Genomic DNA, 23,516 nt, shown 5'->3' on the forward strand with positions numbered 1-23,516 from the left:
TTATGTTAACCGATAATTTTGGTAGGCAAATTTCCTATTTGCGATTGGCAGTAACTGATCGTTGTAACTTGCGTTGCCAATATTGTATGCCAGCACATGGCATTGATATCGTTGACAGGAAGGAACTACTTACTTTTAAAGAAATGTACCGAATAACCAGAGTTTTAAGTGAACTAGGTGTTAATAAAGTTCGCTTAACAGGAGGAGAGCCATTTGTACGTAAAGATTTTATCAAGTTTTTAGAAATGCTTTCGTTTAATGATAAATTGGAAGAAATTAATATCACTACCAACGGCGTTTTAATTGTAAATCATATTAAAGAGCTTGAAGCTTTAAAAGTAAAAACTATAAACCTGAGTATTGATAGTTTAGACAAAGCGAATTTTGCAAAAATAACAAGACGTGATGTTTTTGATGATGTTTTTAAAACGTTGGAAGCCCTAGAAAGGAGCACTTTAAATTTAAAACTGAATTGCGTGGTGCAATCGGATGTTAACACACATGAAATCATAGATTTTATTGAATTGACTAAACATAAAAATTTAGCAGTACGTTTTATAGAAGAAATGCCTTTTAATGGTAAGGGGCAACGCAACATGAAGGAGGAGTGGAATTACAATAAAATTTTAAATAAAATTAAATCCAATTATAGCAACATTACTCCTTTAATATCAGATAAATCATCAACTTCTCATAACTTTAAAGTACAAGATTATAAAGGGGCATTTGGAATCATTCCTGCATTCACTAGAACAATTTGTGACGATTGTAATCGCATACGGATAACGTCAACCGGAATGTTTAAAAATTGCCTGTTTGATAATGGTGTTTTTAACATACGAGACTTTATCCGCCAAGGAGCAAATAATGATGATTTAAAGCAGCTTTTTATGAGTATTGTCAAGCAAAAACCTAAAAATGGTTTTATAGCAGAGGCCAATAGAAATAATGATGTTTCGGAAAGTATGTCTACAATAGGAGGTTAAGTAAATAGAAACAGATGTCTCCAGTACTGGGGTTTAAGTTTAAAACAGTCATATTTTATGATAACGGTTGAAAAAGCATTAGAAATAATTTTAGCAGAATCTCAAGATTTCGGTGTTGAAAAAATTCCTTTTATGGAGTCGTTAGGACGTGTTTTAAAGGAACACATTGGTGCAGATAGAGATTTCCCTCCATTTGATAGAGTCAGTATGGATGGTATTGCTATTGATTATGATACTTATAAAAAAGGGGATATCACATTTCCAATTGAAAGCATCCAAGCCGCTGGGGCAGAACAATTATCGTTAAAAAGTCAACAGAATTGTATAGAAGTGATGACAGGTGCTGTGGTACCCAAAAATGTAGATACAGTTATTCCATACGAGCTTGTAGAGATTAAAGACGGTAAAGCTGAACTATCCACTGATACTATAAAGCAAGGTCAAAACATTCATAGAAAAGGGTTAGATCGAAAGCAAGATGATTTATTGATAAAACAAAACACTATAATTTCGTCAGCTGAAATTGGAGTGCTAGCTACTGTTGGTAAGGCAACAGTAAAAGTAGCCAAACAACCAAAAGTTATGATTGTTTCTACAGGTGATGAGTTGATTGAGGTTGATAAAATTCCTTTAAATCATCAAATTAGAAGGAGTAATGTTTATATGTTAGTGGCACTTTTACAGGAGTTGAAAATTCAGGCAGATACAGCCCATATTAACGATGATAAAGCCATTTTGAAACAAAAAATAGAAGGATATTTATTAGATTATGATGTGTTGCTTTTTAGTGGTGCCGTCAGTAAAGGGAAATTTGATTTTTTACCCGAAATATTAGAAGAGTTAGGGGTTAAAAAACAATTTCATAAAGTAAAACAACGCCCAGGAAAACCCTTCTGGTTTGGGGCCATTGGACCTTTTAGGATAAATGACATGAAAATAGGTAATGGAAATCATAAAACTACAATTTTTGCTTTTCCAGGGAATCCTGTTTCTACTTTTGTAGGTTGTTTAAAATATTTTTATCCTTGGTTTAGAAAATCAATTGGAATTCAATATGTAAATGAAGATCATGCTATCCTTTCAGAGGACTTCACTTTCCAACCAGCATTAACTTATTTTTTACAAGTACGTCTACAAAATGAAAACGGAAGGATAATTGGAACGCCAGTAAAAGGTAAAGGTTCAGGAGATTTAGCTAATTTAGCAGATGCAGATGGTTTTTTAGAATTGCCAGCCGATAAAACGGAGTTTAGAAAAGGAGAAACTTTTCCTTTGATTAGATATCGACAGTATTAATAAACAATATACCTTTCAGTCTGACACATCAGCGTCAACACTTGTGAGGTCAAAAAATAACATCGAAGTGAACAAATTCTCACATATCAACAAGAAAAATCAGCCTAAAATGGTAAATGTTGGCGATAAAGCCATTACCAAACGTAAGGCCACTGCTATAGCTACGTTGTTCTTAGGTAAGAAAGTCGTTTCTAATTTTAAAGTTAACGATATTACCACCAAAAAAGGGCCTGTTTTTCAAACGGCTATTGTGGCTGGGATTCAAGCGGTAAAAAAGACTTCAGATCTAATACCGATGTGCCATCCACTGGCTATTAATGGTGTTGATATAGACATTGATGTTATTGATGATGAACATGCGGAAATTTTATGTACTGTAGAAATTGAAGGTAAAACTGGAGTTGAAATGGAAGCATTAACCGGAGCTACAATTACTGCTCTTACCATATATGACATGTGTAAAAGTATTTCACAACATATGATATTAAAAGAGGTTAAGTTGTTAGAAAAAACGGGAGGTAAATCAGATTTTAAAGGTTAAGTAATGGAGGAAAAGAAACACCAAAAACATACAAAATTAAAAAGGCGTGAAAATGAAAACTTCGCACCAAATGAAATTGCTATTTTGGGCACAAAATGCTCCGTAATTGCCATTTTTGTTCAAAAAATGAGTAAAAAACTTCAAAAAGAGGCTAAAATTGGCTATTTAGATGCTTCGCATAGAGATTCGGAGACGCAACAAGATTTTGATAGTTTTGTATTTCATCATTCAGGTAGTTTAGAGACCACAATAAAAACTGAGTTAAACGAGTATAACGAACGTATTCGTTTATCTCAACACGATTTAGTATTTATTAATGGCAACCATTATCAAGGAGAAAAGCAGATCTTATTTTTAGACAATGAAAAGGTGGCTTCTGTAAAAAAACGTTTAGATCAATTAACACGAATTCAATTCATTATTAAATTGAATGACGAGGTTGATTATTTTGATTGTTTACTTGAAAAATTTCCATATATAAGAAATATTAAAGCCTATTCAATAACTGAAGAAGATGCCATTGCTAGACATATCAATAATTTAATTCAAGAAAAAATAGCACCAATTAATGGATTGGTTTTGGCCGGTGGTAAAAGTACTCGAATGGGTCAAGATAAAACGGAGTTAGATTACCATGGTAAACCACAGAGGCATCATGCCGTACAATTACTAGAAAGAAACTTATTAGACACTTATATTTCTGTTGCAAGTGGTATGTCTTCAGAAGTTGACAAAATAATAGAAGATAAATTCTTCAATTTAGGTGCATTTGGAGCTATATGTTCTGCGTTTCAACATGATCCGAATAAAGCTTGGCTGGTATTTGCTAGCGATTTACCTTTTGTAGATTCTGAAGTAATTCAGTTACTTTTAAAGCATCGGAACCCTTCAAAAATGGCGACTGCAATAAAAGGGAAATCCAAAACTTTTGTAGAACCGTTAATTACCATTTATGAGCCAAAAGCATATCCAATATTGTTGGGTTATTTAGCACAAGGGTATGCATGTCCGCGTAAAGTATTGATAAATTCGGAGGTTGAAATTGTTGAGGTTGATGATGAATTGATACGCAATATAAATACCCCAGAAGAGTATCAACAAGCCATAAAGGAAATCAATGGCTAAGACATTACATATTTTAAATGGTGATAGCACTGCTTCTATTTTTAGTCAATCTCAAGTTGAAGGAGATGTAATTATTTGGCGAGAAATGCTTTGTGAAGGTCCGATCTGTAAGGAAGTAGGTAGTGATGAATTTTGGAAAAAACGATATAACTATTTTGAGAATGATTTGGGTATTGGCAAATTAGAATACTTTGACAAAACCATTAAAGAGATTGTTAAATTAGAGAATGTTGCTAAATATGACGAAATTATTTTATGGTTTGAATATGATCTGTTTTGTCAAATAAATCTAATGGCATTATGTACTTATTTATTGGAGAGTTACGATAAATCTGTAATGTATCATTTGGTTTGTACAGGTAAAGAAAATGGCAAAGATCAATTACAAACGTTAGGCGATTATGATGCTAAATCTTATCCTCAATTATTAGGTAAGAAAAAGAAATTAAGTCGCAAAAAACTTTTATTTGCGAAAAAATGTTGGGAAATCTATGTTAATAATAATCCTGAAGAATTAAAGGCTTTTGATTTTAATCAAAAACCTGATTTTGCCTATTTTCAAATGGCTATCATCCAACATTTAGAACGTTTTCCCAAGTCAAACGGCCTGAATCAAATCCAACAAAAAATGTTAGAACTTATTGATGGAGAAAACTTAAACAAAAATCAAATCATCAGAGAAATGTTGTTGTGGCAACGTACTGAAACAGTTTATGGTTTTGGAGATTTACAATATGCTAATTATTTAGATAAATTGAATGCCTATTATTCTATGAATGACGAAATTTATCGATTAAATGAATCTGGAAAAAGAATTATAAATGCATAAAACTGCTAAACAATTGTTCAAACGTCAAACTACGTTGTCTGAAATAGGTGAGAGCGGACAGCAAAAACTACAACAAACAAGTGTTTTGATTGTGGGTTGTGGTGGTTTAGGAAATTCAGTTGCTACTTCTTTAGCGGGAAGTGGAATTGGCACTATTCATTTGGTAGATTTTGACATGGTAGACATTACTAATTTACACCGTCAACTGTTTTTTACTACTGGAGATGTAGGGAAGTCAAAAGTAGCGGTTTTAGGGAGCTATTTAAGAAAAATTGCTCCGTTTACCGAGGTGTTTGAGCATCACTTTGTTATTAACAAAAAGAACATATTTGAATTATTGATAAGTGTTGATTATGTTATTGATTGTACCGATAGTTTGCCCACCAAATACTTATTGAATGATGTTTGTGTGTTAAAAAACAAACCATTTATTTATGGTTCACTCTATAAGTTTGACGGTTATGTAGCTAGTTTTAATATTCAGCAAAAGACCAGTGAATTTAGTGCCAATCTTCGTGATGCTTTTCCAGAAATTTCTAAGGATGCCATTCCCAATTGCTCAGAAATAGGCACTTTAAATACTATTGTTGGTATTATTGGATTGTTACAAGCTAATGAGGTTTTAAAATTGGTTTGTGGAATTGGAAATCCTTTGACTGATGTGTTGCTCATTTATAATAGTTTGGAGAACTCACAATACAAAATGAAGCTAAAACGAACATTTGATAAAGAAAGAATTTCACAACTATTTGAAAAAGATAGTTATTTTGATGCCAATTGTGAAACTCAAGATTTGTCATTGTTAATAGCCAGTAATGAATTAAAACAAATTATAAATTCGAAAATCAAAAACGAGGTTCAAATAATTTCTGTAATAGAAGATATTTCAACATCTTTGCCTTTTACAGTCGATGCAAAAATACCGTTGTCAGCATTTGATGATATCGTTGGTCACGTAGAGCAAAGTCTAGATTTACTGGACCAACCAACGTTTATATTTATATGTCAAAAAGGAATTAGCAGTTATACGGCAACTCAAAAAATTAAAGAAAAATATCCTAATTTGAAGATGTTAAGTCTCAAAGGAGGTATAAGCAATTATTGAATGAAATGATTTAAACTTATTCTATTTGCTAAAAAATTGCTTTTTTTCACTCACTTTTTGTCTTTTTTTCCTTCCTTAGCCCTGCTAAGCAAGTCAAAAAAAGACTTCAATTGAGAAAAAAATAATTAATTTTCGCTTAAACATAAAAAATTCAAACCACTTCAATGCAAAAACCATTAGAATTTTATAAGTCTGAAAAGACAAAATACGAACTAGAATTAAGTACGTTAAAAAAGAAATTGGCTCTGTCAAGTACCATTAGATTATTGCTTTTTGTAGCGATAGCATTGGGGATTTACCTCTTTTTTGCAAACCTTAAAATAGTAGCAGCAATTGCAATTATAGGCATTGCTCTTTTTTTGTATTTGGTGCTAAGACATACAGATTTGCAATACAAAAGAGATTTTATCAAACAGCTATTAGAAATAAATAATACGGAAATTGAGATTATTTATGGTAATTATCTCGATTTAGATGCGGGTACTGAACATGAAAACCCAAATCATTATTATAGTTATGATATTGATCTTTTTGGAAAAGGATCATTTTATCAATTTGCCAATCGAACAGTAACAAAAGAAGGAGCAAGAGAGTTTGCTAATCAATTAACATTGAATAATATTGATGATATTGATAAAAAGCAAAATGGAATAAAAGAATTGTCTAAAATACCTAAATGGCGACAAGAATTTTCAGCTATTGGCAGTTTGGTTAATGTAAAACATCCGGCGAAGCATATTATAAAATGGATCCATAATTACAACCCAGGTTTACCTAAATTCATGGCGTTTTTACCAAGAGTTTTTGCTTTAATTTCTTTGGTTTTGATTGTTTTGATAAGTGTTGACGTTGTTTCCTATCATTTTTTATTGGTTTGGTTTTTTATTGGCTTAGGTATTGCGGGTGCTTATTTAAAAAAGGTGAATGCTATTTATGATGATGCCGGAAAAGCAAAGGATACGTTTAAGCAATATCATAAATTGTTAGATAAGATAGAAGGTTCTAGTTTTACATCTGAAATTTTAATAGGACAGCAAGAAGCAATAAAGACGGAAAGTGAAAAAGCGTCGGTTATTTTTAAAAAATTCTCAAAAATTTTAGATGCGTTAGACCAGCGTAATAATATGATAATGGCTTTTGTTGGTAATGGGTTATTGTTGTGGGATGCCAATCAGGCATTTAAAATTGAAAATTGGATAAATACGTATAGAGATAAAGTTGAAAATTGGTTTAAGGTCATTGCCTTTTTTGATGCCCAAAATAGTCTGGCAAATTTTGCTTTTAACAACCCCAATTATGTGTATCCAGAATTAAATGGAGATAAAAACGTAATTCAAGCCCAGCAATTGGGACATCCGTTGTTAAAAACCACCAATCGTATTGATAATGATTATACCATTGAAAACCAGCAATTTTTTATCATTACTGGGGCAAATATGGCGGGCAAAAGTACTTTTTTAAGAACCGTTTCTTTATCCATAGTCATGGCAAATATGGGCTTACCTGTTTGTGCAAAATCATTTGAGTATTCTCCTATAAAATTAATTACAAGCATGCGTACTACAGATTCTTTAGCAGATGATGAGTCGTATTTCTTTTCGGAATTAAAACGCTTAAAGTTTATTGTAGAGCAAATAAAATCTGATCGTTATTTTATAATACTTGATGAGATTCTAAAAGGAACCAATAGTACCGATAAAGCTATTGGTTCTAAAAAGTTTGTACAGAAACTAGTTGCTTCAAATTCTACAGGAATTATTGCTACACACGACCTTAGCCTTTGCGAAATTGAAAAAGAACTTACGGCGATAAAAAACTACTATTTTGATGCCGAAATCATCAATGACGAACTTCATTTTGACTACCGACTAAAAACGGGTGTTTGTAAAAACATGAATGCTTCATTCTTGTTGAAGAAAATGGAAATAGTATAATTTATATTATGACTAATAAAGAGAAGGGAATCTTAGTTAAGTTAAGAAGAAAGGCTAGATCTAATAGTCAAAAATGTTATAATCCTGATTGTGAAAATGTAGCTATTAGATCACATATTCAACAAAAGGAAGGTTCAATTAGAGAAATTGCTTCTGGTGATGGTGAAGTTATTCAGCTTGAGAACATTTATCCGTATATTAAAGATAATAGAAGATACGATTTTAAAGAAAAGGGAATAAAACAGAAGGGAGATGTTCTAACTTTTTGGGGTTTTTGTAATGAATGTGATAATAAAATTTTCGAAGAAATAGAATCTAAAAATGTTGACTTATCACTAAATCGAAATCAACTTCTATTTTCTTATCGAGGTTTTTTAAGTGAACTCTATAAGCAAGAGTATAATTTAAAATGGTATAAACTCATATTTGAATCCAATGAATTGACCAACGAAATAAAACAAACTTTTTATCATTTGAATAGTGGTTTTGATTTAGCTACTAAATTTGGAAGGTTTAACAAACAGTTGTTTGAAAGTGATTTAATAAAAGGGACAAACAGTTTTGAATTTATCCACTTTGCATTACCAAAAATCGAAATTTGTACATCAACTAGTTTTAGCTCGGCTTCAAAAATAAAATTTAAAAAAGATCTGTTAGAAAGGAAATCGCTACCACCCATTGTTAGCTCGAACTTCATAAACCTTATTCCCCAAAAGGATAAACTTAACGTGATTTTAGGTTGTCATTCAGAAAAAAAATTAAAAGGTAAGTTTGATTTAGATAAAATCTCTAATTATAATGAAAAAGAAAAAATAAAACTAATTAGTGACGTCTTAATAAGGCATGTAGAAACATGGTTTGTGTCTAAAAATTTATACAATAAGTGGAAAGATCAAAAAAAGGATGTAGAAATTTTAAATCAAATACATAAATATCTACCTTCACATATGAAAAGTAAATATGTAAAATTTAACATGTTTCAAGATCATAATTGAGAGTTTTCAATCAAACGAATATAATAACACTTTTTTATTTTCCTTTAAAAGTACATCCAATTCATCTAAAACATCCACAGAAACTGTTGGGCAGCCCCAGCTAGTTGCAATGGGGTTTGGGTAGGTTTCATTTTCTGGCATTCCTTTCCAGCCATGTAACACCACAATTCTTTTACGCATATTACTATTGTCTTTTTCAAGACCATCTATCCAATATTTATAATTTTTACCCCAACTGCTATAGGCTCTTTCGCCCATAACCGCCATTCCCAACGAACTACAATGGGTTTCACTCTTATTGCTGAAAACTGTTGGAATTCCTGTAGTATTTTTTCCTTTACCATCACCATGGCATACTAACTCTTTTTTAAGGATACTGTCCTTTTTTAAATCAACCACAAAAAATCTGTTTTTACCGCTATGTATGCTATAATCAATCATAAAAGCAATGTCTTTGTTGTAATTGCCTTTTTTTGCAAATGCCTTAATGTGACTTATCTCATCAGAATAATCTAATACCTCAGTCTCAATAGTAATAGTTTCATTGATAACAAAAAGGTTTTGTTTTTCTTTTTTACAAGAAAAAAAGGATAAGATTATTATTAATATTGTAAAGTTTTTATTCATATTTAAAATTTAAAAAAAACACCAACCCCTCCGCCCTTAAAAATTCAGTAAGTCTTAAAAAAACGTTTGGGCACCTCCCCTTGAAAAAAGGTGAGGAATTTTGTTTTCATATTTTTATTCATAGCAATTTTCCCTACCTTTTGGATTAACAAGAAACGAAATACATTTTGTTTCGAAGTTACCGAGTGAAGCTCAACTATGGATGTGCATTAACCCATACTTCACCATCCACAAAGTGTTCTTTTTTCCAGATTGGAACTGTTCCTTTTAAGGTATCTATAGCGTATTGGCACGCATCAAAAGCGGCCTTTCTATGAGCTGAAGAAACAGCAATAATTACTGGAATATGACCAACTTGTAACTCACCTTCAGCATGGTGAATGGCTATTTTTAAAATGTCAAAATCGACCAAGGCTTTATCAGCTATTTTCTGCATTTCTTTAATTGCCATGGGTTTATAGGTAGAAAAATCTAATAACGTAACTTCCTTACTTTTTGTTAAATTACGTACAGTACCTACAAATAGGGCAATTCCGCCACAAGAAGCATCTTGAACAAAGTCGTAACACGCTTGTAAATTCAGTTTTTCTGTAGTAACATGTATTGAGGTGTTTTCCATAAACCAAAATTAAGCAATTATAAAGCTTATTTATACCTGAATTCAGGGGTTTTAAAAACTCAAGCCAAACACAACACCATTAGTAGCCTTGCCGTTAAAATAAGATCGTACATAGTCAACACGTAAAAATCTGAATTTACCGAAGCCGATATTATCCAACCCAACTGAATATTCGGAATAAGGTTTATTATCAGGCGTAAATAAAGCCTTAGCACCAACAACCAATTGAAATTGCAATTTATTTAGTAAAGGAATTTTTCGTAACAAATAGCCATTAAAATGATGTTGAGCATGGAACTCTGCGTATTGATTGTCTGTACTTAAATTGTAATAAGGCAACAAATAAAAACTATTGATATAGTTCAAATCTAGATTTACATGGGTTTGATTTCCATTAAAGTGTTTGTAATCTGTAAAGGAAAGTTCATCAGTATTTAAAAATTTACCTGCTTTTATGTTATAAGAAAAGGTTCCTTTATTGCCAAATTTTAAATCTTGATATAGTCGTGCTTGTACCAAATCATAATTATATTTATTTTCGCTCGCGGCAAAACCTTTAGTATATCCGATGTTTAAAGCAGGATATTTGGTTTCATATAAATTTATTTTTCGATCTGGGTAAGAAATATATTTTTGTCCAAATTTAATGGTAGCACCTAACGAAAACTTATAAATACTATGTTCGTCAAAAGGGGTTGATGTATAATTATCAGGCTCTAGCGGATTATTAGAAGAGTACTGTTCATCATCTTTGTTCAGAATTACCCAATCGGCATTGTTAAATAAAGGTTTTCTGTTTTCGTAGCTAATTGAAGAGTTCATTCGTAAGCCATTAAAAATTTCTTTTCCTCCACTAATAGAAGCGAAAGTTTTATCGTAATATTTTGCATAATTATCTTCAAAGAATAAGGAACTCACCGCATTAACTATAGGGGCAATGGGTTCTGATTCGTTAAATTGCATAATTTTTCTACCACCATTTATACTTACATAAGAATTGGTTTTTCCATTAAAATTATAGGTAAACCCACCACTCAATCTCAATTGGTCATCTGACAAACCATAATCTATTTTAGATCTAATATTAAAACTTCTGTTTTCGTCTTTATAATACTTATAATAAGAGATATCCATATTGGTATGCCATCCTTGCACGGTATTAAACATAGAATTGAAGACTGGTGAGCCAATGTTTAAACCCCATTTTTCATAAGTATTCGAATAATTATAGCCAGTTAGCACATTCATTATTTTGAATTTATTCCGCTTAAGATCTATGGAATCTAAGTATTTTTCTGACTGTCTAATTTCTTTAATGCTGTCTTTTAGTTGATAATCATTCATTTCTTCGGCGGTTAACGGAATGGGTCTCATATTCTTCCAAAAAAGACTATCCTTCTTATTGGCTTTGTCCTCAATTGAAAGAATTTCATTGGTAAATGTGGCTTTTGTAAAGTTGGGTTGAAAATTATAATCGCTATATACACCTGTAAAACGTCCATCTACGTTAATGCCAAACATGCCAAAAACAAAATCAATACTTTGAGAAAATAGTGGCCACATTTTGTCTTTTTCAGAATAAGAATAACTCTGTTTTAATGTCAACTTTTTAACCATAGGTTGTTGTATTTGTTTACCAGTAACTGAAAGGTCTACAGCAAAAAATTCCCAACTGTTTTCAACAATATAGATGAATCCCGTAAAGGCATTATCCGTTGTTTTTTTAGGGGCAACCTTTATTTTGTTAATGAGAAACTCACCTTCATAATAACTATTAACCAAGGTGTATTTATAATAGTTAAAAGCGTAATTCGCTATTGGTGAAACAATATTTTCGCCGAGGTTTATTAAGTTCGTATAAACGTTAAAATTTACTTCAGATGCTTGATTAAAACTAAAACCACTATCATCTCCACTGACCTTAGAAGCCAATATGTTTTCTTTAAATTCCTTTTCGCTCTTGGTAATTTTAGAAATCGTTTCAGAAAGATAAACAACGCCACTTCTTGTAGAATCTAGACCACCACCGAGGTCACCCAATTCAAAACCCATAATTTTTTCAGGAGCATCTTTAATCCGATAAATACCTCGCGAATAAAAATCGGCCGTAAAATTGGACGTTTTCTTTAAATTTTTATCTTTTTCAGCAATTGCAGCTCTGATAATTCGATGAGCAGGATTGTCTTTAGTACTTATTTGAACTTCATCTAACGCTAAAGCATCCTCTTTTAAAACGATATTCAATTCAAAAGGTAATGCTGTTATATTAACCTCTTTTTTTAATGTTTTAAACCCTAAATATTGAAAAATGATAGTGTAATTACCTGTTTTATTAATATCTAATTGGTATATACCATCATCATTTGAGGTTGTACCATTATATGATCCTTGTAAGTAAATATTTACAAATGGTAAAGGCGTATTGTTTTCGTCGGTAACTGTCCCTGTAATTTGAGCTTGTGCGATAGTGCAACTAATAAAAAGGAGTAGTGAGATTTTAATATTCATTGAGGTTGATTTAGTTATGAGCAAACCTAAATTTTTAAAATGGGCTTGGATAATAAGAATTTGTTAAAAATAGAGGCTGTTTTCTTTAATTATTGTTAAAATTTGCTGAAAGACACTGCGTTTTGGATATAAATAGAATTGAAATTCCCTATTTTTGCAGACCATAATTTAAGATAAAAAACCAATGAAGACCACATTTAAAATTGTAGCTATTTTAGAAGGATTGTCGTATTTAATACTGCTTTTTATAGCAACTCCCATAAAATATATTGGTCATGATGAATCATGGGTTAAAATGTTTGGAATGCCACATGGTTTGTTATTTGTGGCGTATGTAGTTTTGGCTTTTTTGGTAAAATCGGAATATAAATGGGATAACAAGACATTTTTAATTGTCTTGGCTGCTTCTATAATACCATTCGGTACGTTTTATGTTGATAAAAAATATTTGAGAGCATAAATTTAAGTAAGATTTTTGTTCCACTTTGTAAAGAATTCAATATGTGTTTCATTATCCTCCACTTACTGGTGGAATGATGGCAATTACGTCATTGGCTTTGATTAAATATGTATCATCAACATAGTTTTCGTTAACGGCTACTGAAAAATTCTTATAAGCAACGAGTTTTGGGTATTGTTCAATCAATATGCTTTTGAAATCGGTTATCGTTGTATTGGGAATTATTTCTAATTCTGTTGTGTTTTTACCAACAATATCTTTAACAATGCCAAAAAGCAATAGTTTTATTTGCATCTCGTTTTATTTAAATCAGTTCAATTGCATTACTTTTGCTAAAGTAAAGATATTAAGTTAAAAATTACATGCCAACTGAATTTAACATAGCTGTTAAAAGTGGGTAATAATGTATTACATGAATAAATTTTTCCCAATATTAGATTGGTTACCAAACTATAAAACCTCGTTTTTAAGAGGAGATATATTTGCTGGTTTAACTATTGGTATTATTTTAATTCCTCAAGGAATTGCCTATTCCATAATTGCAGGTTTACCACCTATTTATGGTTTATACACGGCTTTAATTCCGCAATTGATATATACTATTTTTGGAACTTCTAAACAATTATCCACTGGTCCTACAGCATTAGATTCATTAATTATTGCTTCCGGAGTATCTACATTAGCAATTGTAGGTACAGATAATTATATTACTACAGTTTTGCTACTCACGATAATGGTGGGTGTACTACAATTCTTAGTGGGTATATTTCGACTGGGTTTTATCGTTAATTTTTTATCAAGACCTGTTTTAACCGGGTTTGTATCTGCCGCTGCTATTATAATAGCCTTTAGTCAGTTAAAAGATTTATTAGGTTTAGATGTAGCACGAAGTAATCAAATTCACACTATAATTGTAAATCTTTTTGAAAAAATAACTGAAATTAATCTGAACACTATATTGATTGGTTTGGGGTCAATTTTAATTATTTATGGATTAAAAAAAATACATAAAAAATTACCAGGTCAATTATTGGTCGTTATTATAGGTATTTTGGTTATGAAATGGTTCGGCAATTACCTATCTGATGTTGAAATTGTAAAAGATATCCCGAAAGGGTTACCTCCATTTTTAATGCACCGTTTTGATGTGTCGCTTATGCAAAAGTTACTGCCAATAGCATTAACACTTGCTTTCACAGGATTTTTACAAGGAATATCTATTGCAAAAACCTTAGATGAAGATGTAATTGATTCCAGTTTAAAGCCAAATAAAGAATTAATTGCATTAGGTTTAGGTAATATGGTAGGGTCATTTTTTGGAGCTTATACTTTTACAGGAAGCTTTTCTAGATCTGCAATAAATAAAGAAGCCGGTGCTAACACAGCAATGTCTAATGTGGTTGCTGCTTTGTTTATTTTAATAACCATTTTATTTTTGACTCCAGTTTTTTATTATTTACCCAAAACAGTACTTGCCGCCATAATTATTACTGCAATTTTAGGCATGATAAAAGTCAAAGACATGAGGTTTTTATGGAAAACCGATAAGAAAGACTTTATAATGATGTTGGTTACTTTGATTATTACGCTAACTGTCGGAATAAAAGAAGGGATTATGGTGGGTGTAATGGTTTCTATTTTTGCAGTTATTTTTGAGACTTCAAGACCACATATGGCAGTATTAGGTAAGGTGCCCAATACAGCTCACTTTTACAGAAATAAAGGGCGGTTTAATGATGTTGAAATTGATAAAGAATTTTTAATCGTTAGGTTCGATTCGCAATTATATTTTGCGAATACCAATTATTTTAAAGAGAAATTGGACGAGTTAGTTTATGAAAAAGGAGAAGATTTAAGGCTTATTATTATCGATGCAGAAGTTATAAGTAATATTGATAGTAGCGGTGTTTTCGCTTTAAATGAACTTTTGAAAAAATACAATAGTAGAGGAATTAAAATATACTTTACAAATATAAAAGGCCCATTAAGGGATGCTTTCGCTAAAAGTGGACTAATAAAACAGATTGGAGTAGAAAATTGTTTTATGAGCATTCAAGAAGCCGTAAATAATTATCTGAATAAAGATAATCTCGATCAAGAGAGAAAATATACGCAGTATTTAGATCAGGTAAATTAACAAACTCATTTTTTATTTGACTATTTAGTCCATTCATTTTTACGATGAACAAACTTTTTTAACCCCTGACATCATTTGTCAAAACCACGGCTACATTTGCATTATGTTTAACCATAAAAATCTATAAATTATGAAAAGTGCAATCAGTTGGTTTGAAATTCCTGTAACGGATTATAACAGAGCTAAAAAGTTTTATACCATAGTGTTGGGAATTGGAATTACCGATCATCCCATGCCAGACGCTACCATGGAATATGGTGTATTTGACTATAAACCTGAAGAGGAAGGGGTAGGTGGAGCCATTTTTAAAGGTGAAGATGCAAAACCATCTATGGAAGGTGTTACTGTTTATTTGAATGGAGGCAATGATCTAAGTCTTCCTTTAAGTCGCGTTGAACGTGCTGGAGGTAAGGTTTTGTTACCAAAAACAGATATTGGTGAAAATGGATTTTTTGCCTTACTTAAAGATACGGAAGGTAACAAAGTAGCATTGCACTCCATGTCTTAATAAATAAGAGACGAGAAAAAAAGAGGTAAGAATCTGGACAAATAAATCTTGAATCTTGCCTCTTTTCTTTTACTATATTTGTGAATCATGCAACAACTCTCTAGACTCATTGCCATATTAACCTTGTTAAAATCAAAACGAATTTTAACGGCAACGGAGCTTTCTAAAAAATTTGAAGTTAGTATTAGAACCATTTATAGAGATATTAAAAAATTAGAAGTTGCTGGCGTTCCTATTATCACTTTGGAAGGCAGAGGCTATAGCTTAATGGATGGTTATGTTGTGGCACCGGTTCAGTTTACTGAAAAACAAGCCAATGCGTTAATTACTGCTCAACATTTGGTAAACAAATCAAATGATGCATCGTTTGTTAGTGATTTTGAGGAAGCGATGACTAAAATTAAGTCGGTTTTTAGAACGTCTATCCAACAGAAAAGCGAATTACTACATAGTAAAATTCGAGTTTTTGATTTTAAACAAGAAATAATTTCCAGTAATGCTCTTTCCGAATTACAATTGGCCATTACTAATTTTAATTTAACTGAAATTAATTACCGTAAGGCAGATCAAGTTGATGCTACTTTTAGAGTTATTGAACCATGTGCCATATTTGCCACAGACAATAAATGGATTCTAATTGCGTGGTGTCATTTACGAAATGATTATAGAGCATTTAGAGTAGACCGAATTCAAAACTTTAAAATTTTGCCCAATCAATTTGAAGATAGGAAATTTGAATTTGAATCTTTTTATAAGTCACGCCCTTATAACCCTTAACAATTCTTTGTAATTTTTGTTACTTTAATTTCTTATATTAGTCAGTATCTTTGCAAAATTGAGAATTTTACGCCTCTGATTAAAATAGGCAAGATAAATATTAAAAGTAAAATATGATTATAGAACAAATTTATACCGGCTGTTTAGCTCAAGGTGCATATTATATAGAAAGTAACGGTGAAGTTGCTATCATTGACCCTTTAAGAGAGGTGCAACCTTACATTGACAAAGCTGAAAAAGACGGAGCAAAAATCAAATATATTTTTGAAACACATTTCCATGCTGATTTTGTAAGTGGACATGTAACATTGGCGGAAAAAACGGGAGCAACCATAGTTTTCGGCCCTACTGCTAAAACAAACTTTAAATCTCACATCGCTAAAGATGGAGAGGTGTTCAAATTAGGTGATATTACTATTACGGCATTGCACACACCTGGTCATACGATGGAAAGTACTTCCTATCTTTTAAAAGATAAAAATGGAAAAGACCATGCTATTTTTAGTGGTGACACCTTGTTTTTAGGAGATGTTGGTCGTCCAGATTTAGCTCAAAAAGCGGGTGTGCTTACTGAAGAAGATTTAGCGGGTTACTTATACGATAGCTTAAGAACTAAAATAATGACGTTGGCGGATGATGTTATTGTTTATCCAGCACACGGAGCAGGTTCTGCCTGTGGAAAGAATTTAAGTAAAGAAACTGTAGGTACTATTGGTGGGCAAAAAAAGACCAATTATGCGTTAAGGGAAAATATGACCAAAGAAGAATTTGTAAAAGAAGTTACAGATGGTTTATTACCGCCACCACAATATTTTCCCTTAAATGTAAAGATGAATAAAGAAGGGTATGAAAGTATAGATGCGATTTTGAGTAAAGGTACCATACCGTTATCTCCTGATGATTTTGAAAAAGTAGCGAACGATACTGATGCCTTAATTTTAGATGTAAGACATGAATCAGAATTTATTAAGGGATTTATTCCTAGATCAATTTTTATTGGTTTAGAAGGTGGTTTTGCACCTTGGGTTGGAGCCTTGATAAAAGATGTAAAACAACCCATACTATTAGTAACTCCAGAAGGAAAAGAGGAAGAAACAGTTACTAGGTTATCTAGAGTTGGTTTTGATAATACGTTGGGTTACCTTAATGGAAGTTTTGAAGCTTGGAAAAAATCGGGTAAGGAAATAGATACGTTAACGTCTATCTCTGTAGAAGAATTGGAACATAAAATGGATGATAAAACAGCTATTTTTGATGTTAGAAAGCCGGGGGAATATGCCAGTGAACATATAGTTGAAGTACCTAATACACCTTTAGATTTTATCAATGATTATATTTCTGAGTTTCCTAAAGATAAAGAATTTTATGTGCATTGTGCAGGTGGATATCGTTCTGTAATTGCAGCTTCTATCTTAAAAGCAAGAGGATATCACAACGTTATTGATATTGCTGGTGGTTATGGAGCCATTAAAGAATCAAGTATTAATAAAACGGACTATGTTTGTCCATCAACGTTGTAAACTTACGGTCACTTCGATTGTTTTCTTAGAAGGGATAGCATAGAAGAAATTGTATTGAGAAATACGTATAGAGTTTTTAAAGAGTTGGTAGGTAAGATTCAAAAGTAATGGTAAAGTGAATTATAACATAAATAATAATTAAAATATATAAATGAAAAATTTAACATTAAGCCTTTTTGTAGTAATAACGTTGCTGTTTTCTTGTAAAAACAGCTCGCAAAGTAATGAGAAGAGTACTACAGTAGAGGTAGTTAAACCAGTAGATTTTAACGCTAAAGTTGAAAATAATACAGTACAACTTATAGATGTTAGAACTCCAAAAGAATATAATGCGGGACATTTAAAAAGCTCGAAAAATATTAATGTTTTTGATAAAAATTTTATGACGCAAATGGAATCTTTAGACAAGTCGAAACCTGTTTATGTATATTGTAAAAGTGGAAAGAGGAGTGCCAATGCATCTTCCAAATTAAAAGCAGCTGGGTTTACAAAAATATATGACCTTCAAGGCGGTTTTTTAGCTTGGTCAAAAGAAAATTTAGAAATAGAAAAATAAAGATAAAATGACAACAATAGAAATACTTAACCTTAAATGTGGAGGCTGTGCCAATACAATTAAAAAAGGAATACTTTCAGTTGATGGCGTTTCTGAAGTAAATATCGATTTAGAAACCTCAAAAGTAAGTGTAGATTCAGAAAATGAAACTGTATTAGATAGTGTGAAAGCTAAACTATCTAAAATGGGCTATCCAGAAGCTGGTGATACGAATACCATTATGCATAAAGCAAAATCATTTGTGAGTTGTGCTACGGGTAGAATGGGAGAAAAGGTATAAAATGGCGTCTTTTAGTGAAATTATCAACCAAGATATTCCTGTTTTGGTTGATTTTAAAGCAGATTGGTGTGGTCCTTGTAAAATGATGACACCTATTCTTAAAGAAGTTAAACAGCAGCTTAAAGACAAGATAAAAATTGTAAAAATAGATGTTGATAAAAACCAAGCAGTAGCTTCAAAATTTCAGGTAAAAGGTGTGCCAACTCTAATTTTGTTTAAAAAAGGTAAACAAGTTTGGCGTCAATCGGGAGTTTTACAGGCTACTGAAATTGTTCAGATTATTAATAGTAATTAATTCTTTTAACATGAAAAAAAATGTAGGTAGTATCGATAAAATTATAAGATTAATAATTGCAGTGGTTGCCATTTGGGCCGCATACACACATCAAGTGGCAAGTCCATGGGATTATGTTTTATATGCAGTTGCTGTAATCATGATATTAACAGCACTAACGAGTACTTGTCCAATATGGTTAATGACAGGTATTAGTACGCTAAAGTCAAAAATTAAATAAACGTCAAAAAATAGATCACAACATCCCCTCATTCAAATAACCAAACTGAATTAGTTCTTTTTTATTCTTTATTTTTTTTGTGGAGCAATCTTTAATCAGATACAATTGTGTTGAGACCTTTAGTACGTTATTGTAATTATGATCGGTAAGTATAATTCCTTTATGCTTAGCTCGCTCTATAATAAGTTGGTTTGTTAAATTTATCAATAAAGGAGATAAACCATTATAGGGTTCGTCTAATAAGGCAAACTTTGAATCTGAAAAGAGGGTTAGTTTAATTTCAAGATATCTCAACTCACCATCTGATAGCTCTCTAATTTTATGGTTTAATAATGGTTTAAGGAATGAATCATCAATGAACTCTAATACCGTTTCTTTTGATAGAAATAATTGAACTGCTTTTAAAACTTTAAAATGTCTAGGTATAAAATTATCTTGTGGTAAATAGGAGATTTCACTAGGATATTTATATGCCTTGCGTCTGATTTTATTATCGATTCTAACAAATTTATGTTCAGCAGGAATAATCCCATAAATAATTTTAATTAAAGTCGATTTACCACATCCATTTCTACCCAAAACGCCAATAATATCACCTGTTTCACACTTTAAATAAACATCTGATAAAATGGTAGTTTGATTGTACGATTTTTCTATGCTGTCTGCTTCTAATATACTTTTCATCCTAATATATATTTTAAGATTAAAGTAATTATGAGGTTTACGAAGAAGCTAAAACCGAATAGTTGTATTTTAGATAAGCCACAATTTATATAAAAGAAGTAATCTTTGTATTTGCTAGTCTCTTTAAGGATTAAGAAAAATAAAAGTCCAATAAAGCTTCCGCTAAAAAATGTAGTTGTTGTGTCAATAGCAAATATCGACGGAAAAATTAAAGGTGAAACTCTTAAAAAAAGAAAAAAACTAAGACTAAAGAGTAACGTACTTTTATAGAATTCAATCAGCAGTTTTAGTTTCTTAAGACTAAACATTTCTACTCTTCCAGTAACTCATTAATAGCATCTAAATTTGGTGCTAATATAATTTCGATACGTCGGTTTTTTGCTTTTCCTGATGAAGTTGAATTACTAGCTACTGGCATAAATTCACCACGGCCGGCTGCGGTAACTTGTTTTTGAGGAACATTATTGTCTACCAATATACGTACAATGGCTGTCGCTCTTTTTGTAGATAAATCCCAGTTATCAATTAACACCCCTTTTCCTCCATACGGAACATTATCTGTGTGACCTTCAATCAATACATCAATATCAGGATTTTCAGTTAAAACGGCTGCTAAGTTGTTTACAGCTCTTTTACCTTCGCTATTTACAGCCCAACTACCAGAACTAAATAATAGTTTATTTTCCATAGAAACATACACTTTACCGTTCTTACGCTCTACAGTTAAGCCTTTCCCTTCAAAACCTTGTAAAGCGGCTGAAACGGCATCTTTTAATTGTTGCATTGCGGCTTCTTTTGCAGCTATTAAGCCTTCTAGTTGATCTACTCTTGCTGAACGTTCACTCAATTGACTTTGCAATTCTGCTAAACGTTCACTTTCTTCCTTAAGTTTTGCTTCCTTATCTTGTAATTCTACTAATAGTTTTCTGTTTTCTTCTGCTTTTGCAGATAGTTGTTGTTCACTATCATTGGCAAGATTTTCAAATTCTGCCTGAAGTTTGTTTTTTTTATCTTCCAGTTGATTTACTGCATTGGTAATTCGTTCTTTTTCTTCCGCTAAATTATCTAGTTCGGATTGTAGTTTTAAACGAGCTTCTTCTAAGTCCTTTTTTTGATCTATCAAATCTTGATTTTCACTAAATAGAGCTTCGTTACTCCCTCTTAGTTTGTCGTATTTTTCTTCAAGTTCAGTATATACTTTTTTAGAAACACAAGAGCTCAATAAAGTTAAGGTTAGGATAAATAAAGCTATTTTTTTCATGATTTTTGTTTTTTAATTTGTTACAAAACACCCTTAAGGTCCCCTCAAGGGGATAATTTTAATCAATTAAGTGTGTTCTCTTTACTCTAACTTTAAATATAAGTTAAAATTCTAATTCCACTCCAATTGGACAATGATCTGAATGTTTTGCTTCTGGTAAAATATAAGCTCGCTTTAAATTCGATTTAAGAGGTTCTGAGGCCATGCAATAATCTATACGCCATCCTTTATTATTGTTTCTTGCATTGGCTCTATAACTCCACCAGCTATAATTATCAGGTTCTTTGTTAAAATGTCTAAAAGTATCTATAAAACCACTATCAATAAACTTGCCAATCCACTCTCTTTCTACAGGTAAAAATCCTGAAACACCTTTCATTTTAGGATTGTGGATATCTATCTCTTCATGGCATATATTATAATCGCCACAGATAACTAAATTCGGAATTTCTTTTTTAACAGTTTCTAAGTAATCTAAAAACTCGTCCATGTAATTGAGTTTAAAACCCAATCTAGCATCATTAGTACCTGATGGCAAATACAAACTCATTACCGAAACATTATCAAAATCTAGGCGTAAATTTCTTCCTTCAAAATCCATTGATTCTATACCTGTTCCATATTCAACATGGTTCGGTTTTGTTTTTGAAAGTACAGCAACACTACTATATCCTTTTTTTTCGGCAGAAAACCAATAATGATAATGATAACCTGCTTGTTCAAAAATTTCTAAGTCCAATTGTTCTTTATGAGCTTTGGTTTCTTGGATGCAAATTACATCTGGGTTAGCGGCTTGTAACCAGGTCATAAACCCTTTTTTTAATGCAGCTCTTATACCGTTTACGTTGTAGGAAATAATATTCATTAATATGTAATGTTGTTAATTAATTGTCATTTCAGGAATATCACCTTCAATAATCAATTTGCCTTCGGTGGCATTTTTAATTTCTTCAACAGACACACCTGGAGCTCTCTCCAATAATTTAAATCCGTTTTCAGTTACTTCTAATACAGCAAGGTTACTTACAATCTTTTTAACACAACCCACACCAGTTAAAGGCAATGAACATTTTTTAAGTAATTTAGATTTGCCATGTTTGTTGGTATGCATCATAGCAACAATTATATTTTCGGCAGAGGCTACTAAATCCATAGCACCACCCATTCCCTTCACCATTTTACCCGGAATTTTCCAGTTAGCAATATCTCCATTTTCAGCTACTTCCATTGCTCCCAATACCGTTAGTTGTACATGTTGACCTCTAATCATAGCAAAACTATTGGCAGAGTCAAATAAAGAACCTCCGTCTAAAATGGTTACAGTTTGTTTACCCGCATTTATTAAATCAGCATCTTCTTCGCCTTCAATAGGGAAGGGTCCCATGCCTAATAAACCATTTTCACTTTGAAACTCAACATCAATTCCATTAGGAATATAATTTGCCACTAACGTAGGAATACCAATACCTAAATTAACATACCAACCGTCTCTCAACTCTTGAGCAATTCTTTTTGCTATACCTATTTTATCTAATGCCATAGTTTAAGATTTGGGAGTTACAGTGCGTTGTTCAATTCTTTTTTCATAATCCTTACCTTGAAAAATACGTTGTACAAAAATTCCAGAGGTATGTATTTGATTTGGATCTAATTCTCCAGCAGGAACAAGTTCTTCTACTTCCGCAACAGTTATTTTACCAGCCATTGCCATAAGTGGATTAAAATTCCGTGCTGTTCCTTTAAATATTAAATTTCCAGCAGTATCGCCTTTCCAAGCTTTTACAAAGGCATAATCGGGTGTAAAAGCATGTTCAAGTACATACATTTTACCGTTAAATTCTCGTGTTTCTTTACCTTCAGCAACTTCAGTACCATAACCTGCAGGTGTGTAAAATGCAGGAATTCCTGCCCCCGTTGCTCTACATCTTTCAGCTAGTGTACCTTGTGGAATAAGGTCTACCTCTAACTCACCACTTAACATCTGACGTTCAAACTCATCATTTTCGCCAACATATGAGGAAATCATTTTTTTAATTTGGCGTTTTTGCAGTAATAATCCCAAACCGAAATTATCAACACCTGCATTATTAGAAATACAAGTTAAATCAGTAACACCTAATTTTTCCAATTGAGAGATGCTATTTTCGGGTATACCACAAAGCCCAAAACCACCTAACATTAAGGTCATTCCAGACTGAACCCCTTGTAAAGCATCTTCAACGTTTTTCACAACCTTATTTATCATTTCATTTT

26 protein-coding genes are annotated in these 23,516 nt (G+C 31.9%); 17 read left to right on the forward strand and 9 right to left on the reverse strand.

Annotated elements, in window-relative coordinates; translation table 11 throughout:
• Window positions 1–2 precede the first annotated feature (2 nt).
• The 8 genes from moaA to D3P13_RS15915 all read left to right on the forward strand — a co-directional run bounded on the left by moaA (window position 3) and on the right by D3P13_RS15915 (window position 8,811).
• Window positions 3–986, forward strand: a complete 984-nt coding sequence (moaA, locus tag D3P13_RS15880) for a GTP 3',8-cyclase MoaA (protein WP_117883858.1) — start codon at window positions 3–5, stop codon at window positions 984–986.
• Between the two features lie 57 nt (window positions 987–1,043).
• A complete protein-coding gene (locus tag D3P13_RS15885) occupies window positions 1,044–2,282 on the forward strand; it encodes a molybdopterin molybdotransferase MoeA (protein WP_117883859.1) in 1,239 nt (412 codons plus the stop codon).
• A 67-nt stretch (window positions 2,283–2,349) separates the two neighbouring features.
• Window positions 2,350–2,823, forward strand: coding sequence for a cyclic pyranopterin monophosphate synthase MoaC (gene moaC / locus D3P13_RS15890; protein WP_117883860.1), 474 nt, complete (start codon window positions 2,350–2,352; stop codon window positions 2,821–2,823).
• Between the two features lie 3 nt (window positions 2,824–2,826).
• Window positions 2,827–3,948, forward strand: a complete 1,122-nt coding sequence (locus D3P13_RS15895; protein WP_117883861.1) for an NTP transferase domain-containing protein — start codon at window positions 2,827–2,829, stop codon at window positions 3,946–3,948.
• On the forward strand, window positions 3,941–4,777 hold the full coding sequence (locus D3P13_RS15900) for a DUF1835 domain-containing protein (protein ID WP_117883862.1): 837 nt from the start codon (window positions 3,941–3,943) through the stop codon (window positions 4,775–4,777). Before D3P13_RS15895 ends, D3P13_RS15900 begins: the two co-directional genes overlap by 8 nt.
• On the forward strand, window positions 4,770–5,882 hold the full coding sequence (locus D3P13_RS15905) for a HesA/MoeB/ThiF family protein (protein WP_117883863.1): 1,113 nt from the start codon (window positions 4,770–4,772) through the stop codon (window positions 5,880–5,882). Before D3P13_RS15900 ends, D3P13_RS15905 begins: the two co-directional genes overlap by 8 nt.
• Before the next feature lie 164 nt (window positions 5,883–6,046).
• A complete protein-coding gene (locus D3P13_RS15910) occupies window positions 6,047–7,816 on the forward strand; it encodes a MutS-related protein (protein WP_117883864.1) in 1,770 nt (589 codons plus the stop codon).
• 8 nt (window positions 7,817–7,824) lie between these two features.
• Window positions 7,825–8,811 (forward strand): hypothetical protein, encoded by a 987-nt coding sequence (locus tag D3P13_RS15915; protein ID WP_117883865.1) that lies wholly within the window; start codon window positions 7,825–7,827, stop codon window positions 8,809–8,811.
• 6 nt (window positions 8,812–8,817) lie between these two features.
• Here the strand turns inward: D3P13_RS15915 and D3P13_RS15920 are convergent, their stop codons facing one another.
• From D3P13_RS15920 to D3P13_RS15930, 3 genes are all read right to left on the reverse strand, one after another.
• Complete coding sequence (locus D3P13_RS15920; protein WP_117883866.1) at window positions 8,818–9,438, reverse strand: murein L,D-transpeptidase catalytic domain-containing protein; 621 nt, start codon at window positions 9,436–9,438, stop codon at window positions 8,818–8,820.
• A gap of 196 nt (window positions 9,439–9,634) precedes the next feature.
• On the reverse strand, window positions 9,635–10,057 hold the full coding sequence (locus D3P13_RS15925; protein ID WP_117883867.1) for a molybdenum cofactor biosynthesis protein MoaE: 423 nt from the start codon (window positions 10,055–10,057) through the stop codon (window positions 9,635–9,637).
• A 51-nt stretch (window positions 10,058–10,108) separates the two neighbouring features.
• Window positions 10,109–12,565 carry a DUF5686 and carboxypeptidase regulatory-like domain-containing protein gene (locus tag D3P13_RS15930; RefSeq protein ID WP_117883868.1) on the reverse strand — a complete coding sequence of 819 codons (2,457 nt, stop codon included), beginning with the start codon at window positions 12,563–12,565 and terminating at the stop codon, window positions 10,109–10,111.
• A gap of 184 nt (window positions 12,566–12,749) precedes the next feature.
• On the opposite strand from D3P13_RS15930, the gene D3P13_RS15935 reads away from it, so the two are divergent.
• Window positions 12,750–13,025 (forward strand): DUF3817 domain-containing protein, encoded by a 276-nt coding sequence (locus D3P13_RS15935; RefSeq protein ID WP_117883869.1) that lies wholly within the window; start codon window positions 12,750–12,752, stop codon window positions 13,023–13,025.
• A gap of 51 nt (window positions 13,026–13,076) precedes the next feature.
• Here D3P13_RS15935 and D3P13_RS15940 read toward each other — a convergent pair whose 3' ends face one another.
• Window positions 13,077–13,319, reverse strand: a complete 243-nt coding sequence (locus D3P13_RS15940; protein WP_117883870.1) for a MoaD/ThiS family protein — start codon at window positions 13,317–13,319, stop codon at window positions 13,077–13,079.
• Between the two features lie 118 nt (window positions 13,320–13,437).
• Between D3P13_RS15940 and D3P13_RS15945 the strand changes: the two genes are divergently transcribed.
• The 8 genes from D3P13_RS15945 (at window position 13,438) to D3P13_RS15980 (ending at window position 19,318) form a co-directional block, all read left to right on the forward strand.
• A complete protein-coding gene (locus D3P13_RS15945; RefSeq protein ID WP_157972941.1) occupies window positions 13,438–15,162 on the forward strand; it encodes a SulP family inorganic anion transporter in 1,725 nt (574 codons plus the stop codon).
• Window positions 15,163–15,292: 130 nt separating this feature from the next.
• Window positions 15,293–15,670 (forward strand): VOC family protein, encoded by a 378-nt coding sequence (locus D3P13_RS15950; protein ID WP_117883872.1) that lies wholly within the window; start codon window positions 15,293–15,295, stop codon window positions 15,668–15,670.
• An 87-nt stretch (window positions 15,671–15,757) separates the two neighbouring features.
• Window positions 15,758–16,447, forward strand: coding sequence for a helix-turn-helix transcriptional regulator (locus D3P13_RS15955; RefSeq protein WP_117883873.1), 690 nt, complete (start codon window positions 15,758–15,760; stop codon window positions 16,445–16,447).
• A 113-nt stretch (window positions 16,448–16,560) separates the two neighbouring features.
• Window positions 16,561–17,967, forward strand: coding sequence for an MBL fold metallo-hydrolase (locus D3P13_RS15960; RefSeq protein WP_117883874.1), 1,407 nt, complete (start codon window positions 16,561–16,563; stop codon window positions 17,965–17,967).
• A gap of 151 nt (window positions 17,968–18,118) precedes the next feature.
• Window positions 18,119–18,523: a rhodanese-like domain-containing protein gene (locus D3P13_RS15965; protein ID WP_117883875.1), complete on the forward strand. Its 405-nt coding sequence runs from the start codon at window positions 18,119–18,121 to the stop codon at window positions 18,521–18,523.
• Window positions 18,524–18,530: 7 nt separating this feature from the next.
• A complete protein-coding gene (locus D3P13_RS15970) occupies window positions 18,531–18,803 on the forward strand; it encodes a heavy-metal-associated domain-containing protein (RefSeq protein ID WP_117883876.1) in 273 nt (90 codons plus the stop codon).
• 1 nt (window position 18,804) lies between these two features.
• Complete coding sequence (gene trxA / locus D3P13_RS15975) at window positions 18,805–19,098, forward strand: thioredoxin (RefSeq protein ID WP_117883877.1); 294 nt, start codon at window positions 18,805–18,807, stop codon at window positions 19,096–19,098.
• Between the two features lie 10 nt (window positions 19,099–19,108).
• The gene (locus tag D3P13_RS15980) at window positions 19,109–19,318 is read left to right on the forward strand and encodes a YgaP family membrane protein (RefSeq protein WP_157972942.1); all 210 of its coding nucleotides are present in this window, start codon (window positions 19,109–19,111) and stop codon (window positions 19,316–19,318) included.
• A gap of 15 nt (window positions 19,319–19,333) precedes the next feature.
• Here the strand turns inward: D3P13_RS15980 and D3P13_RS15985 are convergent, their stop codons facing one another.
• The 5 genes from D3P13_RS15985 to D3P13_RS16005 form a co-directional block, all read right to left on the reverse strand.
• Entirely contained in the window at window positions 19,334–20,002 is a 669-nt protein-coding gene (locus D3P13_RS15985) for an ATP-binding cassette domain-containing protein (protein ID WP_117883879.1), read from the reverse strand.
• 310 nt (window positions 20,003–20,312) lie between these two features.
• Window positions 20,313–21,263: an OmpA family protein gene (locus D3P13_RS15990; RefSeq protein WP_117883880.1), complete on the reverse strand. Its 951-nt coding sequence runs from the start codon at window positions 21,261–21,263 to the stop codon at window positions 20,313–20,315.
• A gap of 103 nt (window positions 21,264–21,366) precedes the next feature.
• Window positions 21,367–22,128 (reverse strand): exodeoxyribonuclease III, encoded by a 762-nt coding sequence (locus tag D3P13_RS15995; RefSeq protein WP_117883881.1) that lies wholly within the window; start codon window positions 22,126–22,128, stop codon window positions 21,367–21,369.
• A 15-nt stretch (window positions 22,129–22,143) separates the two neighbouring features.
• The gene (locus D3P13_RS16000; RefSeq protein ID WP_117883882.1) at window positions 22,144–22,803 is read right to left on the reverse strand and encodes a 3-oxoacid CoA-transferase subunit B; all 660 of its coding nucleotides are present in this window, start codon (window positions 22,801–22,803) and stop codon (window positions 22,144–22,146) included.
• Between the two features lie 3 nt (window positions 22,804–22,806).
• Entirely contained in the window at window positions 22,807–23,508 is a 702-nt protein-coding gene (locus D3P13_RS16005) for a CoA transferase subunit A (RefSeq protein ID WP_117883883.1), read from the reverse strand.
• Between the last annotated feature and the right edge of the window lie 8 nt (window positions 23,509–23,516).

Origin of the sequence: Aureibaculum luteum, from assembly GCF_003449015.1 — a bacterium.
GTDB classification, from domain to species: Bacteria; Bacteroidota; Bacteroidia; order Flavobacteriales; family Flavobacteriaceae; genus Aureibaculum; species Aureibaculum luteum.

Coding starts and splice junctions, on each gene's coding strand:
- moaA (WP_117883858.1), top strand. CDS start 3: ATGTTAACCGATAATTTTGGTAGGCAAATTTCCTATTTGCGATTGGCA.
- D3P13_RS15885 (WP_117883859.1), top strand. CDS start 1,044: ATGATAACGGTTGAAAAAGCATTAGAAATAATTTTAGCAGAATCTCAA.
- D3P13_RS15895 (WP_117883861.1), top strand. CDS start 2,827: ATGGAGGAAAAGAAACACCAAAAACATACAAAATTAAAAAGGCGTGAA.
- D3P13_RS15900 (WP_117883862.1), top strand. CDS start 3,941: ATGGCTAAGACATTACATATTTTAAATGGTGATAGCACTGCTTCTATT.
- D3P13_RS15905 (WP_117883863.1), top strand. CDS start 4,770: ATGCATAAAACTGCTAAACAATTGTTCAAACGTCAAACTACGTTGTCT.
- D3P13_RS15910 (WP_117883864.1), top strand. CDS start 6,047: ATGCAAAAACCATTAGAATTTTATAAGTCTGAAAAGACAAAATACGAA.
- D3P13_RS15915 (WP_117883865.1), top strand. CDS start 7,825: ATGACTAATAAAGAGAAGGGAATCTTAGTTAAGTTAAGAAGAAAGGCT.
- D3P13_RS15920 (WP_117883866.1), bottom strand. CDS start 9,438: ATGAATAAAAACTTTACAATATTAATAATAATCTTATCCTTTTTTTCT.
- D3P13_RS15925 (WP_117883867.1), bottom strand. CDS start 10,057: ATGGAAAACACCTCAATACATGTTACTACAGAAAAACTGAATTTACAA.
- D3P13_RS15930 (WP_117883868.1), bottom strand. CDS start 12,565: ATGAATATTAAAATCTCACTACTCCTTTTTATTAGTTGCACTATCGCA.
- D3P13_RS15935 (WP_117883869.1), top strand. CDS start 12,750: ATGAAGACCACATTTAAAATTGTAGCTATTTTAGAAGGATTGTCGTAT.
- D3P13_RS15940 (WP_117883870.1), bottom strand. CDS start 13,319: ATGCAAATAAAACTATTGCTTTTTGGCATTGTTAAAGATATTGTTGGT.
- D3P13_RS15945 (WP_157972941.1), top strand. CDS start 13,438: ATGAATAAATTTTTCCCAATATTAGATTGGTTACCAAACTATAAAACC.
- D3P13_RS15950 (WP_117883872.1), top strand. CDS start 15,293: ATGAAAAGTGCAATCAGTTGGTTTGAAATTCCTGTAACGGATTATAAC.
- D3P13_RS15955 (WP_117883873.1), top strand. CDS start 15,758: ATGCAACAACTCTCTAGACTCATTGCCATATTAACCTTGTTAAAATCA.
- D3P13_RS15960 (WP_117883874.1), top strand. CDS start 16,561: ATGATTATAGAACAAATTTATACCGGCTGTTTAGCTCAAGGTGCATAT.
- D3P13_RS15965 (WP_117883875.1), top strand. CDS start 18,119: ATGAAAAATTTAACATTAAGCCTTTTTGTAGTAATAACGTTGCTGTTT.
- D3P13_RS15970 (WP_117883876.1), top strand. CDS start 18,531: ATGACAACAATAGAAATACTTAACCTTAAATGTGGAGGCTGTGCCAAT.
- trxA (WP_117883877.1), top strand. CDS start 18,805: ATGGCGTCTTTTAGTGAAATTATCAACCAAGATATTCCTGTTTTGGTT.
- D3P13_RS15980 (WP_157972942.1), top strand. CDS start 19,109: ATGAAAAAAAATGTAGGTAGTATCGATAAAATTATAAGATTAATAATT.
- D3P13_RS15985 (WP_117883879.1), bottom strand. CDS start 20,002: ATGAAAAGTATATTAGAAGCAGACAGCATAGAAAAATCGTACAATCAA.
- D3P13_RS15990 (WP_117883880.1), bottom strand. CDS start 21,263: ATGAAAAAAATAGCTTTATTTATCCTAACCTTAACTTTATTGAGCTCT.
- D3P13_RS15995 (WP_117883881.1), bottom strand. CDS start 22,128: ATGAATATTATTTCCTACAACGTAAACGGTATAAGAGCTGCATTAAAA.
- D3P13_RS16000 (WP_117883882.1), bottom strand. CDS start 22,803: ATGGCATTAGATAAAATAGGTATAGCAAAAAGAATTGCTCAAGAGTTG.
- D3P13_RS16005 (WP_117883883.1), bottom strand. CDS start 23,508: ATGATAAATAAGGTTGTGAAAAACGTTGAAGATGCTTTACAAGGGGTT.